The following is an 18,549-nucleotide window of genomic DNA, read 5'->3' on the forward strand; positions in this document are numbered from 1 at the left end:
GGGTCAGACCCCTCTGATTTAACCGATGAAACAATGCTATCCGTATCTTTTAGTGAGCAGATCCAGACCTCTCTCCGAGATGCTACGCAAACAAAGTCGGGCTAGTACCGCAAGGCGGAAGTCAAAAGTCAAAATGAATACAGCGTAAGAGTTTCATTGATTTAGAATAGGTGGTTTATTTACGCCGTACTGTACTAGAGCCGCTGACTACAAACTTTTAATTAACGATCCGATCGCCTTTACCAATTCTTCTGGATCTACAGGTTTGGAAATATGCTGTTGAAATCCGACAGCGATCGCTTGCTGAGAATCCATCTCTCCAGCATAGGCAGTTAAAGCGATCGCGGGAATTGTCCCACCTTGCTCTGGTTCCAGACTCCTGATCTGTCGTATCAGCATGTAACCATCCATTTCTGGCATCCCAATATCGCTAATAATCAAATTTGGCTGAGATTGACTCAGTGCAGTTAAAGCTGCAATGCCTGAAGCTACAGCTGTCACCGTTGCACCATATTGCTCCAGCATGAAAGGTAAAAATTCTCGCATATCTGCATCATCATCGACCACAAGAATCTTTAAGCCAGATAAAGGTAAGGACTGATCTGGCAGTAGTGAGGAGGTATTTATTTTATCTTTGATTCCTTTACTTTCATCCTGTAAACATGGAAGTCGGACGGTGAAAGTTGCTCCTTTTTCTTCACCCAGGCTTTCTACTTGCACAGTTCCCCCATGAAGTTCTACAAGATGCCGGACGATCGCTAATCCTAAACCTAAACCGCCAAATTTCCGGGTTGTGGCCCCATCTGCTTGACGGAAATAATCAAAGACATAAGGTAAGAACTCAGGTGCAATCCCTTTCCCTGTGTCAGTTACGCAGATTTGTACCTGTGAGCCAACCTGCGCTAATTTAATTTTTACCTGTCCTCCACTAGGAGTAAACTTAATGGCATTGGAAAGAATATTCCAAATGACTTGTTGTAATCGATTGCCATCACCTAAAACTGGCCCGACACCAGATTCAATAATTGTCTGAATCTCAATGGATTTAGCCTGTGCTGATAAACGTACTGTTTCGATCGCAGCTTCAATGACTGATACCAAATTAATGGGGCCGAAGTTGAGGTTAAGTTTACCCTGAAGGATGCGGGAAACATCAAGCAAATCTTCAATCAATTGGGTTTGTAACTTGGCGTTGCGCTCAATGGTTTCGAGGGCGCGATCGCTTGTTGCTTGGTCAAGTTTGCGACTCCGCATCAACTTTGTCCAACCCAGAATGGGGTTAAGCGGGGTTCTCAGTTCATGGGATAGCACGGCTAAAAATTCATCTTTGATGCGGTTTGCTGATTCCGCAGCGTTTCGAGCCGTTCGTTCGGCTTCGTAAAGGTGGGCGCGAGCGATCGCTTGGGCGCATTGTTGAGCAACAGCCAAGAGAAAGGCTTGATCTTCTCCACTAAGTTCTTGAAGTTGAATAAATCCTAAAGTGATTCCTCCAACTGCCGAACCCTCTACCATCAATGGAATAGAAATCCAGGCATCAATGTCATATTGGGCGTAAGCTTCAGCTAAATGAGGGTAACGAGCTATTCTACCTTGCTTCGATTCCGCCCAAATAGGTTGTCCAGTCCGCACAGCTTCGGCTAAAGGAGAAGGTGAATCAATAGGAAAATGCCGCCAAGCGTCTACCAAATCTTGGTTATAGCCAACCGCACGCACAATTTCTAGTTCAGTCTTGTTTTCATTCAGTAAGACAACGAGGGCTGAACTGGCTCTTAAGGCAGCCATACTTTGCTCTACAATAACTTCCGAGACTTGGGCTGGTGTCAGCGATTCTGAAAGGGCAGCTGTGATGGATTGGAGACGGGCAATGCGCTCTAGGGCTTGCTCTGCGGTTTTTTGTGCTTGCTGTGCATCTTGGTAAAGGCGGGCATTATCAATGGCGATCGCTGCTCGATGGGCAATATCTTCAGCTAGTGACAAATCAGCCGTGCTGTAACGACGTTCTGATTCTGCTGTAAAAAAGGAAATTGCACCAAAAATTCTTTCACGTGCCATCAAGGGCAACATTATACAGGACTTTAAACCAATTTCACGTATAATCCTTAGATGTTCTGCATCTTGGATGCTTTTTGCTAATAGTGCATCTGAGATTTCAGTTACCATTTCAGGAATTCCTGTACGCAGTACTTTAGGCACGCCTACTGGTTCATTTAACTTTCTCGGATAATGCTGATGAAGTTGCCAACCGAGTTTAACTTTCTCTGGATCTCGGTGAGCAACTGCTACCCGATTAATTGATTGGTTGTCTTGTAACAAATCAACGCTGCACCAATCGGCGAAGTAAGGCACAACTAAGTTTGCCACACTTGCTAGTGTGCTTTCGTAATCGAGAGAAGAAGCGAGGGTTGCACTGACTTGAGCCAAAAATGCTGCTCGTTGCTGATCGGCTTCTGCTTCCTGTCGCGCGGTTTGCTCTTGAATCAGTTGGATACATTCGGCTTCAGCTTGTTTGCGATCTGTGATATCAAGCACAACACCACTCATGTGTGTGGCTTTACCTACTTCGTTGAAAAAGGCTTTTCCCCGGCAGGCTAGGTAGCGGATACTGCTGTCATCCCAAATAATTCGATATTCTAAATCATGCTCTACGCCTTCGTTAATCGCTCGACTCAACGATTGAGCCAGCAATGGGCTATCATCTGGATGCAGACGAGCTAAAATGGCTTCAGAGGTTGCAACAAAAGTTTCAGGTGTTAACCCAAATAGTTGATAAATCTGCTCATCCCAGTCAAACAAATCATTGGTAATATCCCAACTCCAAACGCCAATTTTGCCAGATTTCAATGCCAGGTTAAGCTGTTCTTGGCTATTCTCTAAACCTTGATAAAGACGAGCATTTTCTAGAGAAATAGCGATTTGAACTGTCAAAATATTTAGTACGGAAAGTTTTTCCTGTGTAAAGGCGCTGGGGATAAGATTGTTTTCTAAATATAAAATACCAAGTAATTTCGACTGACGTGCGATCGGTAAACAAAGTACTGATTTTGGTTGTTTTTGGATTACATACTCATCTCCAGAAAACATATTTTGCTCAGTAGCATTCTGCAAAATCACTGTTTCTTGAGTTCGCTGAACATAATTGAGCATTGATTGCGGAATAACTTGTGAAATTTCGCCATCAAATACGGGTCGAGAAACATTGAGTTTTTCAGCCTGGGAATTAATCTTAGCTTCTACTTCTATGACCATATTTTGCTCATTTTCAAGCAACAAATAACCGATTTCGGCCCCTGCCTGCTCGATGACAATTTGCATTAATGTCTTCAACAACCGCGAAAAAACAATTTCACTAGATATGCTTTGAGAGGCTTTAACTACTGATAAAAAGTCTAAATGCTCGCCTGTGGTAATAAATGTTCCGTTAGAAATAAGCTGTTGTTGTGGCAATAACTGAGGATAGGATGCTTCGAGGTGCTTAACTTTCGCAGATGCCTCCCAGCGCAGATATGAATTTTTAGCTTCTTGTAAGTAAGTTTTGGCAATTAATTCAAACTCTCGCTCAAAGTAAAACTTAGCGCCTAGCTCATTAGCCAAAGCTTCATATTGTACAAATCCCTGCTTACGGGCTGAAGTAATTGATTGCTCATACAAGCGCATTGCTTCCAAGTCTCTACCTTGAATTCGAGCTATTTCAGCAGCTACTAATTGAAACTTGTGTAAGAAGTTTTCAGGGCAGTGGTAAGCCCAGTATTCCAATTGTTGCTGATGGGATTCTAGAGTTAGCAAAAACTGTTCTTGCTCTGGAAAAGATACTGTTGGATAAAGAGCTGTTAAAGTCAGTGAGTAATATAAAATATAATCTGTTTCAATGGGTAATGCCAGTGTCGCAACGGGAAAATTGGATAATTTTAATACACAATTTAGTGCTTCTGCATATTCTCTATATGTAAAAAAGATAATTAATTTGATAATGTGATAAAAAATAATTCCACTGACAAAACCTGCATCGGTAATAATAGATAAAGCGTATGATTCATCAAATTCATCATTACTTAGAGTCAACCTTTGGTAAGTAAGTCCGCGCAGATTTATCAGCAACATCTGCTGTAGCCTGATTGTCTGATAGACAGCCTCATGTTTAGACTGGCGGGCGAATGCAGTATATTTTTCTAGCGATTTGTATGTTTCTGCAAGTGGAAAACCTAACTGGATAATTTGCCACGAGCCTTGATAACCATTGTAGTTTGCCATCGTCACATCGCCTGCTTCCACACAACCGATAAATCCCTGCTCTAAAAATGGAATATCGGTAGCAATATGGTTACACCAAACGTTAATATGACTTCCATGAATGTGTAGAACAACTCCTCTAAGTTTAAAGTCGTGAAACTTTTCATTCAATTGAATTGTCATCTCAGAAAATGCGTAGCCTGTAGGAATATCATGGAAGATAGAAACCAATAACATGGCATACATACTGTAAGCAAAACAGGAATCTGCCGTATTCCCAAACTTGAGTGAGTAGTTAACTGCTTTAAGTACGACTAAAGGAAAGAGATGAGGTCTACCAAGATAAGTAGGCGGGCCCAAAGTTGTCAATAAACTAATTACTGTTTTAATATTGGGGTCTTCAATTACTAAAGCATTAATTAAATCAGAGACTTCTCTGTTATGTATATTAGTTGATATCTGGTTTCTTTCAATTGCGATCGCAGCTTGCACTTCCTCATCTGTATCAGGGAATGCCACCTCAAAAAGTTTTAAAGCTTTTAATCCTAATGTCAGCGCCTCTTCATATCTACCTGCGACTTGATAGAGTCTGATTTGCAGCATGAAAATATTAGATTTGTCTACATGAGATTCTGCTTTGAGCAATAGTAACTCAAATAATTGTTCCGCTTGTTCTAAATTCCCCGTTAAGAATTCACATTCAGCTAGTTCTATAAATAAAGTAAATGTTTGTTCATATTGCTCTATCCAGGCATTTTCAGCTAAAAGATTCATGGCGACGCTAAAAAGTCTTTTAGCAGGAGTGTAGGCTGTAGATGCTTTTGCTTTCTTAGCAGCGATTAAATTCAATCTTACCAATTCATCTTTTTCTGTCTGTTCAATAATCAGATTAACCGCGAGATTGAGTTGATTGACTAGATCAAAAATTTGCTCGTTTACTTGTTCCTGACTAGAATTTTTCAGCAAAAGCCGCCCAATCGTCAGATGAACTACCGACTTTGATTCATCAGCAATTAAGGAGTATGCAGCTTGTTGAACTCGGTCATGATAAAAACGATAGTTTCTACAAGTAGTTTCATCTGACTCTATCAGGATAATTAATCCTCTTAAAATTGCTTCAACAAGGGCATTTGCTGTTTCTTGAATAGATTGTTCACCAACGATCGCTAAAACTTCTAGATCAAAGCGATTACCAATACAGGAAGCTAATTTAAGCACTTCTTGAGTTGCGGGTGGTAGCTTTTGCATCCGCCCAATCATCAAGCTGACAATATTATCTGTAATACCTTGGGCTTCAATCTGAGCTAGATCCCATTGCCAAATCCGATATTGGGGTTCAAAAATCAGCAAATTTTCTTGATGCAGTGTTTTCAGAAATTCATTGACAAAGAAAGGATTACCATCAGTTTTTTGGACAATCAATTGAGCAAGAGGTTCTACTCGTTCTGCTGAACTATGCAATGTATCAGCAATCAATTGATTCACATAAACAAGATTTAAGGGAGTAAGAACAATTTCAGTTTTTCTTACTCCCTGCTGGCAAATCTTCTCCATCATTAAACTAAATGGATGCACAACATCTACTTCATTATCTCGATAGGCTAAAATAAAGCAGAGATAATGGATACTAGACCCAGTAATGACGGTTTTAATTAAATTTAAAGTAGCGCTGTCTGCCCACTGCATATCATCTAAAAAAACAGTGAGGGGATGCTCCTTTTGCGAAAATATGCTGATAAAATTTTGAAATACTAAATTAAATCGATTTTGAGATTCAGCAGGTCCCAACTCTGGTATAGGTGGCTGTTCGCCAACGATTAATTCAACTTCTGGAATTACATCGGCAATTAATCTACCATTGTTTCCTAATACTGCTTGTATTCGCTTTTTCCAATTGGCAAGTTGCTCTTCTGGTTCAGTTAAAATTTGTCTAACAAGTGTTTGAAAAGCTTGAACAATCGTGGAGTAAGGAATATCTCGTTTGTACTGATCAAATTTACCAGAGATAAAAACTCCCCGTTCTCGCACAATCGGCTTATGAATCTCCTTAACTAAAGAAGATTTACCAATTCCAGCATATCCAGAGACGAGGACAATTTCTGGTTTTCCTTCGCTAACAACTCGCTCAAATACTTGGAGAAGCTTGGCAAGTTCTTGTTCTCGCCCATATAATTTTTGGGGAATTTGAAAGCGATCTGAAATATCTTGCTCACCTAAAACAAAGGGTTGAATTTCTCCGGTTGTCTCCAATTGCTTTAAACATTGTTCCAGATCAAATTGCAAACCTAAAGCACTTTGATATCTCTGTTCTGCAACCTTCGACAACAATTTGATAATGATGTCACAGAGGATTTGGGGAATATCATAGTTGAGCTTTTTCGGAGATGGTGGAGATTGGGCAATATGACAATGCACCCACTCTAATGGGTCTTTGCCTTGAAATGGTAGCTGACCTGTCAGCATCTCATAAAAGGTGACTCCCAGTGAATACAAATCGCTACGATGGTCAATTCCTCGATTCATCCGCCCGGTTTGTTCAGGTGCAAGATAAGGTAAACTGCCTTCAATGCGACTGGAACTGCTAACTATTTGCTGCTGATATGGAATAAAAGCAGCAATTCCAAAATCGGCAATTTTAACCTGACTGGTATCGAGGTTAACTAAGATATTTTGTGGCTTAATATCCTTGTGGACAATGTTACAAGTGTGAATTTGTGCCAGTTTGCTGGTAATTTCAATAGCAATTTTTAAGAACGAAACAGGTTCTTGAAATTGGTCTAGTAACTGATCGAGCGATCGCGCCTCAAAATCCTCCATAATCAAATAAGGGATTCCCTGGTGCATCTCTAAGGCATATACCTTGACTGCGGCGGCAATATTTAACCTTTGAGCGATCGCATACTCATATTTGAGTTGTTCAATATTATTGGGTGTACACTGGTCTGGACGTAGCCCTTTGATAATTACCGGACACTGGTCTTTAACTTTGATTCCACGGTATATGACTGCTTTTACCCCTGCTTTTAACAAAGTGACAATTTTAAATCCGGGTAATGCAATCATCATGCTAAATGCTCCAGCCGTGCTTCTTCCGAGATAATTCGAGCTTAATTGTATTTTAGATACATTTCTTTGGGCAGATGAAATTTAGATGATATCAGCTTCAGACAATCACTTCTGCTGACTCTACAGACAAAAATAAGCTACAATTCAAGCAGAGTAAGCATTTCCCGCTCAGAAACTCCCCATGTTTGATAACCTGCAAACCCAAATTTACCAACTAGAACAATTTGCCAACAGCCTCGTTTCTAACCAACTGGCACACCTTAGCGTGGTCAGTGTTGGTATCATCTTTGGCGCTGGCTTGCTCACCAGTCTTACACCCTGTATGCTTTCTATGCTGCCAATTACCATTGGTTACATCGGCGGTTATGAAGCCAAAAACCGCTTGCAAGCAGCTGCCCAATCAACTTGGTTTGCTTTAGGATTAGCAACTACATTAGCCGGGATGGGAATAATAGCAGCTTTGGTAGGAAAAGTCTATGGACAAGTGGGAATTGGTTTGCCAATTATCGTCAGCATTATCGCCATACTCATGGGGCTGAACTTACTAGAAGCACTACCTCTGCAATTTCCATCTTTGGGCGAAACGAATTGGATTTCGCAAGATTTACCTATAGGATTGCGTTCTTATTTACTGGGGCTGACTTTCGGCTTAGTTGCATCTCCTTGTAGCACGCCTGTTTTAGCCAGTTTACTGGGTTGGATTGCCAATACACAAGACTTAATTTTAGGCGCTGTTTTGCTACTGTCGTACACAGCCGGTTATGTAGCACCATTGATTTTGGCGGGTACTTTTACAGCTTCCATTAAAAAATTACTAGAATTGCGTCGCTGGTCTGGTTGGATTAACCCAGTTAGCGGGGCGCTGTTGGTAGGATTCGGTGTCTTTTCCTTAATTTCTCGGATTCCCCTTGGCAGTTTTTAATATCAATACCTTTGTTAGATTTTACACGTAATGACTTTAGAAGATTCAGCGTCCAAAGAATTAAAATGGTGGGCAATACCTGGCAAGTACTTACAGCAAGAGCTTTTGCCCGTACTGACTAACTTACGACTAGCGATCGCACTATTGCTATTGATTGCAATCTTTAGCTCCACCGGTACTGTAATTGAGCAAGGTCAGCCACCCGCATTTTATCAGGCTAACTACCCAGAACATCCAGCTTTATTTGGTTTCTTAACTTGGAAAGTAATTCAGGTAGTTGGCTTAGACCATGTATATCGTACTTGGTGGTTTCTGGCATTACTCATTTTATTTGGTACTAGCTTAACTGCTTGTTCTTTTACCCGTCAGTTACCAGCTTTAAAAGCCGCCCAGCGCTGGAAATATTACGAAGAACCACGGCAATTTCAAAAATTAGCTTTAAGTGCAGAACTAGATAATGGTTCTCTAAATTCTCTCAGCCAACTATTACAGAAACGCCGCTATAAAATTTTTCCAGATCAAGAAAAAGAAAATATCCTCTATGCCCGCAAAGGAATAGTCGGACGCATCGGCCCAATTATTGTTCATATTGGTATCGTAGCTATTCTAATAGGGGGAATTTGGGGGGCGATGACTGGGTTTATGGCACAAGAAATGATTGCCAGTGGCGATACATTTCAAGTGACAAATATTGTCGATGCTGGCCCGTTAGCCGCCCAAGTCTCAAAAGATTGGTCTGTGCGCGTCAATCGTTTTTGGATTGATTACACTCCATCTGGCGGCATCGATCAATTTTATTCCGATATGTCTGTCTTAAATCAGCAGGGAGAGGAAGTTGACCACAAGAAGATTTTTGTTAACGAGCCTCTGCGCTATCGAGGCATAACCTTCTACCAAACTGATTGGGGAATTGCAGGTGTTCGCGTCCAATTTAACAACAGCCCGATTTTTCAATTACCAATGGCGCTATTGAACACCAAAGGACAAGGGCGCATTTGGGGTACGTGGGTTCCTACTAAACCGGATTTGAGTGAGGGTGTCTCTTTGCTAGCCAAAGACTTGCAAGGGATGGTATTAATTTATGATCCCAAGGGTAAACTCGTTGATACTGTCCGCGCTGGGATGTCAACCGAAGTCAATGGCGTGAAGTTGAAAATTCTGGATGTTATTGGCAGCACTGGCTTACAAATTAAAGCCGATCCAGGCATACCAATTGTTTACTCAGGATTTGGTTTACTAATGTTGGGTGTGGTGATGAGTTACTTTTCTCATTCACAAATATGGGCATTGCAAAAAGGCGATCTCTTATATGTTGGTGGCAAAACTAATCGCGCTCAAGTTGCTTTTGAACAAGAGGTTTTAGAAATTTTAGATCGGCTTAGTTCAGAGCCAAAAATTGAGGAAAAAGAGACGGCTATTGAAGTTTAAATGCAAAGGTACGCATAGCATAACTGAAAACTTGGCGTACCTTTGTATTTCAAATGTATTTTCCTCGTTTTACAATTAATTACACCTACACAGCTACAGATTGGAAAATTATTAAGCATTGGAACTAAAGTTTTGTATATCTGCTCAACTTCAATCTAAACGACGGGTTTGCCTACTACCTGTAATCGCTATATTGTTGAGTATCGCTTCTTGTACTACCGATAATAAAAAAATCAAGCACGTTTCTCTCGTTGGTGCTGGGGCAAGTTTTCCTGCGCCTTTGTACGAACGCTGGCTTTCAGATTACAACCAGCAAAATCCCAATGTGGAAATTAACTATCAAGCTATAGGAAGCAGCGCTGGAGTGCAACAGATGATTGAAGGTACTGTAGATTTTGCAGCTAGTGATGTGGGAATTACAAATGAACAAGCAGCTAAGATAAAAAGGGGAGTGATTGCTTTACCCATGACAGCTGGTTCCATAGTGCTAGCTTACAACCTCGCGCCCGCCCTCCAGTCACCTCCAGTCAATCTGCCAAATGGTTTAAAGCTATCACGCCAAGTTTATGTAGATATCTTTCTCGGAAAAATTACGAATTGGAATCATCCGAGAATAGCTGTAGCTAATCCAGGCATAAATTTGCCCAATCTACCGATTCAGGTTGTACACCGCACTGATGGTAGTGGAACTACAAGTGTGTTGACGCAACATCTAAGTGCTATAAGTCCAGAATGGAACAGCAAAGTTGCAGCAGGTAAAGCTGTCGCATGGCCAGTGGGAATTGGTGGAAAGGGTAACGAAGGTGTTACTGCCTTAGTTCAACAAATCCCAGGAGCTATTGGCTATGTAGAATACGTCTACGCCAAACAAAATAAACTTCCTGTGGCTGCTTTGGAAAATAAATTTGGTAATTATATTACGCCGACACCAGAATCTGTAGCTCAAACCTTGGAGTCAGTGAAGTTACCTGCCGATAACTTGATTGCTTTTATCAACGATCCTACAGGTTCCCAGTCTTATCCCATCGTTACTTATAGCTGGGTTTTAACTTATCAGCAATATCCCAACCGAGTCAAAGGTGAAGCGCTAAAAAAATTTATTGATTGGGCTTTGATTGAGGGGCAAAAATCCAGTTTGGAACTCGGATATATTCCTTTATCTAAAAAAGTTGTGCTTCAAGTGCAATCTGCTGCAAACAAAATTGCAAAATAACTAGTTTTTAGTTTAGATCGTGTCCGCTTAATCAACCTGAGTAAAAATGTTCGTCTTCACTAAAAACCAAAGTTTGGCATTGCTAATTGGAGTATGAAAAATAATTTTGTGTAATTTCAGAATCCTTGTAGAGATGTTGCATTACAACGTCTCTACATCCAGATTCATATCCCTTTTTTATGATGGGTACTTATGATGACGCACTTCAATCACAGTATGTACATTGCCACGAGGCGTAAAATCTGCTTTCACAGTGGCTTCTAACGGGTCACAAGCAGCCACAAAATCATCCAAAATTTGGTTGGCAGATTCTTCGTGGGAAATATAGCGATCGCGGTAACTGTTAATGTAAAGTTTAAGCGCCTTCAATTCTACTACCCGTTCATCAGGTATATATGTAACGTAAATTGTCGCAAAGTCGGGATAGCCGGAAAACGGACATTTACAAGTAAATTCCGGCAAAGTAATATTAATGTCATATCGTCTCCCCACACGCGGATTTGGAAAGGTAATTAATTTCCCTTCCGCAATATCGCGTTCACCATACTTCATTTCAGGGAATTTGTCAGTTGTCATTTGTCATTTGTCATTGGTTATTTTACTTATCTTTACGTTTTTTTATTAGTTTTGTACAGACAAAGATTTTTCGCGTCTCTACTCCCCCCTCAATACTCTTCCTTCTCCCAGTCTGGACAATTCTCATCTTCACAACCGTGGGGATGCATGGCACAAACTAACAAATTACCACTATAAACTTGACCGTGGTAATGAGTACAACCGATGCAGGCAGGATTTTTTTCAGCCGTAGGTTCAACTGAATAAGGAAAACCTGGATCTACATCTGCTACCATGTCTTCCAGTTCCCAGTAAGCCTCCAACATTGGTTCAGCTAAATCCTGTAAATACTGATCGACTTCAGTAACAATATTAGGGACTTGCTCAGTAATTTCTTCCGTTAGCTCAAAAAAAGCGTCAACCATTTCACTCATTCCCAGGAAGAAACGCTCTACTTCATCAGCCACTGTTTCAACGATTTCTGCTAAATCCTTTTGCCACTGTTCCATAAACTTGACACCTTTGCAGGCTATAAACAGGACGCTTTGTGTTATCTGGGTGGAAGCACTAGAATATACACTAGGCAATGTATCTTATCAAGTTTCTATATGAAGTGCCATGTCAAAGTGCCACTTATTGCCAGTTATATCGAGTAAAAAATACTTTTTATTAATCGCGTTGCAATCGTTTTAACTCGTTTTGCAGGTCTAGCACTTCTTGACGCAATTTATCCACATTCTCATCACTTGATCCCTCTTTCACCGTTGGTTCTTCATCTTCCTCTAAAATTTCAATGCGGCGAGGTTCCGAAGGCGGTGTTTTCTCGGAGGTTTCAGCAGATGGTTGGGCTTGTTGGGCTTGCTTCATCATTTCTTCAACAAAGCGGCGGGCTTCTTCTGTGTTCATTTCGCCCTTTGCCACCATTTCATCTGCCAGTTTTTGGACTTGCGATCGCACTTGGGCTAATTTCCCCCCTGCTTTCTCACCTGCGTAAGAAGCTAATCCAACACCGAGGTAAAAAGCTTTTTGAACAATATCTCCAAAACCAGCCATTGTTGCTGACCGCTCCTAAAAATAGGGCGACCCGGAGACTACGCCTATTACAAGCCTCCCGTGTTGCTGCTACCTTCCGGTTCTGACAAGATTTGGGTGTTGCAATCGCATAGATCCAGGTCTTCTAAAAGCATAACATGAAAAACCAGTAAGTGTGTGTTATTCCATAACAATTCGCCATTCGTAAAGTTGATAGTTGACGCAGCCGTGTTTTACCAACGGGTCATCAGCGACAATTGCTTCTGCTTCCTCCTTAGAGGCTGCCTCAAACAGCAACATTCCGCCTCTTTGTTCTGCCCAATAGCCCGTTCGTGCTTTGTGTCCTTTAGCAATCAAGTCCTGGATGTAGGCTTTGTGGGCAGGTACATATTGGTCAAAGGTAGGTTTATCGACTTTCCCTTCTTCAATTTTGACAAACCACGGCATTTACTTGCGACCTCTCATAATAATTTTGGATTTTGGATTGGGAATAATCAAAGCTTCTGAGCGAATCAAGATATTTTTAGGAGTAGCCCTTTCAAGGTGACTCGTAAAATATCTTAATTTTTCTCAGCGCTGCGCCCGTTGCTACCCTGCGGGAACGCTAAGAGCGTAGCTTGCTTCGTACAAATCAGGGAACCGCAAGGGCGCACTGCGGTTTATGACAACATTACTGATAAAATTTCTAAAATGCGAGAACTTTACCCAGCGATCGAGCCTTACCGAGAAGGTAGTTTACAGGTTTCCGACTTACATACCATTCATTTTGAAGAGTCAGGAAACCCCCAAGGTCAACCCATCGTTTTGCTGCATGGTGGGCCTGGTGGTGGATGTCCACCTTTTTATCGGCAATATTTCCACCCAGAAAAATGGCGGATAGTGATGTTTGACCAGCGTGGTTGTGGTCAAAGTACGCCCCATGCTGAATTACGAGAAAATACCACTTGGGATTTAGTCAGTGATATCGAAAAACTGCGCCAACATTTAGGTATAGAAAAGTGGGCGGTTTTCGGTGGTAGTTGGGGTAGCACTTTATCATTAGCCTACAGCCAAACCCATCCTTCTCGCTGCACGGCATTAATTCTCCGTGGTATTTTTATGCTGAGGCAAAAAGAGTTGCGATGGTTTTACCAAGAAGGTGCTAGCTATATTTTTCCTGATGCTTGGGAAGCTTATGTCGAACCAATTGCGATCGCAGAACGTGATGATATGATCGCAGCATATTACAAACGCTTGACCAGTCCCGATTTAGAAATTCAATTAGCAGCGGCGCGTGCTTGGTCAATTTGGGAAGCTAGTACCAGTAGACTTTTTTTAGACCCAGAACTCATGCAAAAGTTTGGTGAGAGCGAATTTGCTTCAGCTTTTGCACGTATTGAATGCCATTACTTTATGAATAAGGGCTTTCTTGAAACAGAAGATCAATTACTCTTAAATGTAGACCGTATCCGCCATATTCCGGCTGTAATTGTTCAAGGACGCTACGATGTAGTCTGCCCAATGATATCAGCTTGGGAATTACATCGAGCTTGGCCAGAAGCAGAATTTATAGTGGTTTCTGATGCCGGACATTCGATGAGTGAACCAGGAATTCGTAATGCTTTGATTGAAGCAACAGATAATATTTAATTAGGTTGAATACTGAGCTTGTAGAACGGAGAAGTTCGCCAAGAAAGGGGATGTAAGACCAAACCCACAACAAAGCAATCCCTTGTGAAACAGGAAACTTACACTATTATTACTTCGTCGCCGTTTTGGTATCAATGTTCTCACTTTCCAATCTCAACCTCTTTAATTCACATTAGGCGTAATTTACTAAAACATCTAAAAATAGCATAAATTTGATTAGAGCCTCTGATAAGTCCAGTATTGTACTGTTCAAAAAGGTTAAGGATTTTAATTTAATGGTTTACAGCTAGGAGATTCTGGGCTTAGGGTCAAACAATTACAACAGCAATTAAAAGATATTGGATTATATACTGATGCCATTGATGGGAAGTTTTCTGAGTCAGTTAAGAATGCAATTGTTAATTTCCAAACATCTAAGAAAATGCAAGCTGATGGAATTGTCGGTATAAAAACTTGGGTTGCTTTACTGTGGATTTAGAATGGATAAGCTTACTCAATACATAGACCCATACTCACCATGAAATTGATGTAAACATAGGTGATACCTTACATCTAATATTTACTTATTTTGATTAGCAAGTACAGTTGTTTTAAATATTTAGCTACTTATTGAAAGTCGCTTATGTTGCTTCGATGGCTTCTCAATAAGTAGCTAGGTGTAAATAAATTAAAGTTTGTAGTAAGGACTTTAGTTCTAGTAAAACTTGCTATTAACGATGAATTGCTGACTACGAACCAGGCTTTTTGGCTTATTTAATTATGCTTATTTAGTATGTATTTCTATATATGACTAGTATCTTGAAATGCACAAAAATGAGATTTAACCTGGAAAAAACCTTTAAGAATTCGTTTGAGCGAACTAAACTTAACCCACCTGATAGCTGTAGTCACTTCTACCCACTGCCGTTTTCTTTTACTTGCTTCTGGATAATCTTCACTCAGCATCTCAACTGGTAACAAATACATCTTGACACGATAACTTTTGCCTCCTTTACGGTACTTGTAAGTGCCCAGTTCATTGGTGTCTACCTGCCCAATCACCCCTGCTTCTTCCCAAGCTTCTTTGGCTGCTGAAGCGGGCGGACTCATGCCATTAGGAATATCTCCTTTTGGAATCACCCAGTGTTGAAAGTTACGGGTCGTGATTAGCAAGATTTCAACTTTGCCATTGTTCACTCTATAAGGAATCACCCCAGATTGTTTAAACACTTTGCTGACTTTTCGACCCATGTAATTTACATCCTGTACGGTTTAGCTTTTTTGTATAATGGTTATTTCAAAAAGTCTAACGCTGATACCGGATAAGTTTTGGTTAAATTTAGGTTAGGATGAGGTTAAAAAAATTTTATTATCCATAAGAGTTAATTATTGAAAGTTTTTTATTAATTTCGTCATCTTGTTTGTGGGCAAGAATACATCAAACTATGTTAAGGAATATAAAATCAAGTAAATTGGCTCTTAGTAAGCGGCTTTAGCCCTGACTACAAACCTTTAATTATTCATGCCCACTTATTTAACTCTACCGCTTAGACTAGAGGCGGAGCCTTCTAGTTGCATTCCTAGTTAGAACTGGGAAGGAGATTATGAAGTTTTTAAAGGGGTGGGTTGAGGTTGATGTAGATGAAAAATGTTTTGTATACACCACGTTTTGCATCTATATAAGAATTGCAATATCTATGGTCTTAATATAAAGTCAACTCACTTAAAAAGTGTACTCCTGATGGCTGATTGACAAATGCAGCCCTCTTATAAACATCACATCTTCTGGTTTAATGCCAGAAGATATACCACCAATGTATTAACTTGACTTTTTCAGATTTTGGTAGATATACAGCGAAGATATTGCATTTAAATCTACTTCTTTCTGCTCATCTTGATTTTCATTAGTATTTTTAAATAGAACTGTAAACGCACCAGCACCTAACCTATCTTGAGGAAACATCCGATAACAAGGTATTGTAGTTAAATGCGACTGATATTTAGTTAAATTACTAATTTCTATCGCCTGAAACTGTGAAAAGCGTTCTAAAAACCATTCGCAAACTTGCTCATTTTCTTCGGGTGAATATGTGCAAGTCATATAAGCTAAATAGCCTTGTGGTGAAACAAGTTTAGCAGAGTTAGCTATAATTCGCTTTTGCCGATTTGCACTCTTGTTAATAGCAGTTGGGTGAAAACATCCGGGTGCTTTTTCACCTTTAGCAAGTAAAGATTGCCCAGTACAAGGAGCATCTACTATTACTAAGCTGCTAGAGTAGGGAAACATTTCGGCAAATATACTCGAATCTCTATTAACCACTGCGCTAGGGCTAATCTGGCAACGTTTCAAATTGGAAATTAGCATTCCTAGACGTTTACCAATTACTTCATTACTGATGAGTAATTCAGGTTGTAAAGCTTTCCAAGCGAAGACACTTTTACCTCCTGGCGCGGCACACATATCAAAAACTAAATGCACTGACTGAGGAATTGCTAACAAAGTAGTAGCTGCAAATATTGAAGAGAAATCTAAACAATAGAAATATCCTTGTTGATGGAAGGGATGCTGACCGGGTTTTTCTCCCAAGCATAAACGGTCAGTAAATTGTGGTTGCCAATAGGTTGGTGTTTCCACTGCTAAAGGTGAAAAATCTGGCTTTTCTTTACACCAAAGAATACTGGGTGAAAAAGGCTGAGGATTCATTAAAGCCTCAATAAATTTTTCTTGTTCATCTAGATTAGTGAACAAACGCCGTGAGACTTTAAGTAATAAATTAGAAGGTTTTTCCATTTGGATATATAAATAATAAAAATTTTCACAAATCAGAGTAGAGATGCAATTGTGTGGAAATCAATATGAAAGATGACGCTTCTTAATTACGAATTAGGTTGTATCAAAATCCAAATCAAACTGTTACACAAGAACAATGTAATCAAGCCTTTTGGCTTCATACTCAAAATATAATGACCGCCATTCAGAACGCAATGGCCAAGCTACCCCACTGCACCGGAGAAGGTCATGTTCTTAGATAGTTTTCCGCAAAAGTTACGCAAAGAAGCACAACTATGGAGGGATGAAGGATTAATTAGTTCTTCGCTGTATGAGCAAATAGCAGAACGTTATCAATTTAAAAACCTGGAAGCTGCTGTACGCGATCGCAATAAAGCAATAGCGATCACTGTAGGCAGCATCCTTTTATGCCTAGGCATAATTACCTTTGTATCAGGAAACTGGCAGGGAGGTTCGCGGGAAGTCAAATTTATTCTGATGATGAGTTTGTTTTTTGCGATCGCTATTACCGGTTTTTACAATTGGATAACACCTGAAGGAAAGAAGCCACAAAAAAGTAAACGCTTACTGGGAGAAGGGTTGCTCATTTTAAGCGCCTTCATTTTCGGCGCAAATATACTGCTGATGGCCCAGATGTTCAATATCGCCGGTTCAACTTCCCAACTTTTTCTCGCCTGGGGGTTGGGTGTTGTGGTGATGGCCTTCAGTTTGTCCATAAATTCTTTAGGAATTCTGTCAATTGTCCTCGTGGAAATCGGGTATTGGACGGGATTAGAAGACTTATGGTACGCAACAGGAGAGTTAACTTGGTCGCGGTTAGTGGTGCAGCATTTGCCTTTGTTGGCATGGCTGGTATTTGTCCCCTTAGCCTACTTCTGCCGATCGCGCTGGATTTTTGGTCTAGCAGCCTTTGTTTTCGCTAGTTCATTACAAGCTAACCTTAATCCTCTGCCACTGCTGAATTATGCTGATATAGCGCCTTGGGTGGCATCTTTTGCTTTTGCACTCCCACCTGCATTATTCTGGAGTTATGACGATCTGCTGTTTCCAACCATAAATTACAGGTTGTTTCAATCTCTGGCACGTAATTTAGCGTTGGTTAGCTTTGGTGGTGTGTTTTATGTTCTGTCTTTTCGTTGGGTTTGGGAATCTCCAAATTATGGTTATAATCAGCCAACGAACTTGACAAACTTGTTCCAGTCTCTGCCGATCATCGATTTGGGGATTCTCAGTGGCTTGGCGGTATTGCAATGGTTATTTCTACTGCGTCAAAGAAATAATCCTCCGCGCCGCGAAGTGATTTTCACAACTGCTGTTATTGGTACTTTTCTTGCCTTTATTGCCATAGTACCTTTTTGGCATCAAACTATCAGTCGGATTGATGAACTTGGTGTTTTTATTTTCAATGTACTTCTAGCAACATTAGCATGGGGACTAATTCAAGAAGGATTGAAATTAAGCAACAGAAGTTCCTTTTGGGGCGGTATGCTGTTAGTGACACTGCAAATTATCAGTCGCGTGCAAGAGTACGACACCGACTTACTTTTCAAGTCTCTAGTCTTTATCTTGTGCGGTTCCGCTTTAATTAGCGCTGGACTCTGGTTTGAACGCCGTTTACCTGGTGGCTCTAGCTCTGCAAGTAAAAAATAGTACAAATTCAGCATGGGCTAAATGCCCCGCAACGCTAACAGAATTCAGGAATTTCCC

The 18,549-nt window shown here is 40.6% G+C and carries 12 protein-coding genes, 1 other RNA gene and 1 pseudogene; 6 read left to right on the top strand and 8 right to left on the bottom strand.

The genetic code is table 11. The features are described 5' to 3' along the window. Positions 1-207: 207 nt before the first annotated feature. Positions 208-7,293 carry an AAA family ATPase gene (locus tag IQ274_RS03445; RefSeq protein WP_193867368.1) on the bottom strand — a complete coding sequence of 2,362 codons (7,086 nt, stop codon included), beginning with the start codon at positions 7,291-7,293 and terminating at the stop codon, positions 208-210. Between the two features lie 181 nt (positions 7,294-7,474). Here IQ274_RS03445 and IQ274_RS03450 point away from each other — a divergent pair, with 181 nt between their 5' ends. From IQ274_RS03450 to pstS, 3 genes are all read left to right on the top strand, one after another. Next, entirely contained in the window at positions 7,475-8,215 is a 741-nt protein-coding gene (locus IQ274_RS03450; RefSeq protein WP_163928706.1) for a cytochrome c biogenesis protein CcdA, read from the top strand. A 30-nt stretch (positions 8,216-8,245) separates the two neighbouring features. Then, complete coding sequence (locus IQ274_RS03455; RefSeq protein ID WP_163928705.1) at positions 8,246-9,643, top strand: cytochrome c biogenesis protein; 1,398 nt, start codon at positions 8,246-8,248, stop codon at positions 9,641-9,643. A 118-nt stretch (positions 9,644-9,761) separates the two neighbouring features. Beyond that, a complete protein-coding gene (gene pstS / locus IQ274_RS03460; RefSeq protein WP_193867369.1) occupies positions 9,762-10,856 on the top strand; it encodes a phosphate ABC transporter substrate-binding protein PstS in 1,095 nt (364 codons plus the stop codon). A gap of 177 nt (positions 10,857-11,033) precedes the next feature. Here pstS and queF read toward each other — a convergent pair whose 3' ends face one another. The 5 genes from queF to IQ274_RS03485 all read right to left on the bottom strand — a co-directional run bounded on the left by queF (position 11,034) and on the right by IQ274_RS03485 (position 12,890). Beyond that, a complete protein-coding gene (gene queF, locus IQ274_RS03465; protein WP_193867370.1) occupies positions 11,034-11,432 on the bottom strand; it encodes a preQ(1) synthase in 399 nt (132 codons plus the stop codon). A gap of 89 nt (positions 11,433-11,521) precedes the next feature. Then, positions 11,522-11,920 (bottom strand): hypothetical protein, encoded by a 399-nt coding sequence (locus IQ274_RS03470; RefSeq protein WP_094330725.1) that lies wholly within the window; start codon positions 11,918-11,920, stop codon positions 11,522-11,524. Between the two features lie 160 nt (positions 11,921-12,080). Further along, positions 12,081-12,464 (bottom strand): phasin family protein, encoded by a 384-nt coding sequence (locus tag IQ274_RS03475; protein WP_114085360.1) that lies wholly within the window; start codon positions 12,462-12,464, stop codon positions 12,081-12,083. A 25-nt stretch (positions 12,465-12,489) separates the two neighbouring features. Then, an RNA gene (gene ffs, locus IQ274_RS03480) (signal recognition particle sRNA small type) lies at positions 12,490-12,586 on the bottom strand. Between the two features lie 37 nt (positions 12,587-12,623). Beyond that, positions 12,624-12,890: a YciI family protein gene (locus IQ274_RS03485; RefSeq protein WP_012412163.1), complete on the bottom strand. Its 267-nt coding sequence runs from the start codon at positions 12,888-12,890 to the stop codon at positions 12,624-12,626. Between the two features lie 243 nt (positions 12,891-13,133). Between IQ274_RS03485 and pip the strand changes: the two genes are divergently transcribed. Both pip and IQ274_RS03495 read left to right on the top strand, forming a co-directional pair. Next, positions 13,134-14,072 (top strand): prolyl aminopeptidase, encoded by a 939-nt coding sequence (gene pip / locus IQ274_RS03490; RefSeq protein ID WP_193867371.1) that lies wholly within the window; start codon positions 13,134-13,136, stop codon positions 14,070-14,072. Between the two features lie 310 nt (positions 14,073-14,382). Continuing rightward, a pseudogene (locus IQ274_RS03495) lies at positions 14,383-14,550 on the top strand (peptidoglycan-binding domain-containing protein); the annotation flags it as partial. Positions 14,551-14,852: 302 nt separating this feature from the next. Here IQ274_RS03495 and IQ274_RS03500 read toward each other — a convergent pair. Both IQ274_RS03500 and IQ274_RS03505 read right to left on the bottom strand, forming a co-directional pair. Continuing rightward, entirely contained in the window at positions 14,853-15,302 is a 450-nt protein-coding gene (locus IQ274_RS03500) for an NUDIX hydrolase (protein ID WP_114085362.1), read from the bottom strand. A gap of 568 nt (positions 15,303-15,870) precedes the next feature. After that, positions 15,871-16,842 (bottom strand): RsmB/NOP family class I SAM-dependent RNA methyltransferase, encoded by a 972-nt coding sequence (locus IQ274_RS03505; RefSeq protein ID WP_193867372.1) that lies wholly within the window; start codon positions 16,840-16,842, stop codon positions 15,871-15,873. 228 nt (positions 16,843-17,070) lie between these two features. On the opposite strand from IQ274_RS03505, the gene IQ274_RS03510 reads away from it, so the two are divergent. Beyond that, complete coding sequence (locus tag IQ274_RS03510) at positions 17,071-18,492, top strand: DUF2157 domain-containing protein (protein ID WP_193867373.1); 1,422 nt, start codon at positions 17,071-17,073, stop codon at positions 18,490-18,492. The last annotated feature ends 57 nt before the right edge of the window (positions 18,493-18,549 follow it).

It is taken from the genome of Nostoc sp. LEGE 12447 (assembly GCF_015206985.1).
Lineage (GTDB): Bacteria > Cyanobacteriota > Cyanobacteriia > Cyanobacteriales > Nostocaceae > Nostoc.

What these genes read in the sequence shown, in the direction of transcription:
- IQ274_RS03485 (WP_012412163.1), bottom strand. Translation starts at nt 12,890, where the DNA reads ATGCCGTGGTTTGTCAAAATTGAAGAAGGGAAAGTCGATAAACCTACC.
- IQ274_RS03450 (WP_163928706.1), top strand. Translation starts at nt 7,475, where the DNA reads ATGTTTGATAACCTGCAAACCCAAATTTACCAACTAGAACAATTTGCC.
- IQ274_RS03505 (WP_193867372.1), bottom strand. Translation starts at nt 16,842, where the DNA reads ATGGAAAAACCTTCTAATTTATTACTTAAAGTCTCACGGCGTTTGTTC.
- IQ274_RS03475 (WP_114085360.1), bottom strand. Translation starts at nt 12,464, where the DNA reads ATGGCTGGTTTTGGAGATATTGTTCAAAAAGCTTTTTACCTCGGTGTT.
- IQ274_RS03510 (WP_193867373.1), top strand. Translation starts at nt 17,071, where the DNA reads ATGTTCTTAGATAGTTTTCCGCAAAAGTTACGCAAAGAAGCACAACTA.
- pip (WP_193867371.1), top strand. Translation starts at nt 13,134, where the DNA reads ATGCGAGAACTTTACCCAGCGATCGAGCCTTACCGAGAAGGTAGTTTA.
- IQ274_RS03470 (WP_094330725.1), bottom strand. Translation starts at nt 11,920, where the DNA reads ATGGAACAGTGGCAAAAGGATTTAGCAGAAATCGTTGAAACAGTGGCT.
- IQ274_RS03445 (WP_193867368.1), bottom strand. Translation starts at nt 7,293, where the DNA reads ATGATGATTGCATTACCCGGATTTAAAATTGTCACTTTGTTAAAAGCA.
- queF (WP_193867370.1), bottom strand. Translation starts at nt 11,432, where the DNA reads ATGACAACTGACAAATTCCCTGAAATGAAGTATGGTGAACGCGATATT.
- IQ274_RS03500 (WP_114085362.1), bottom strand. Translation starts at nt 15,302, where the DNA reads ATGGGTCGAAAAGTCAGCAAAGTGTTTAAACAATCTGGGGTGATTCCT.
- IQ274_RS03455 (WP_163928705.1), top strand. Translation starts at nt 8,246, where the DNA reads ATGACTTTAGAAGATTCAGCGTCCAAAGAATTAAAATGGTGGGCAATA.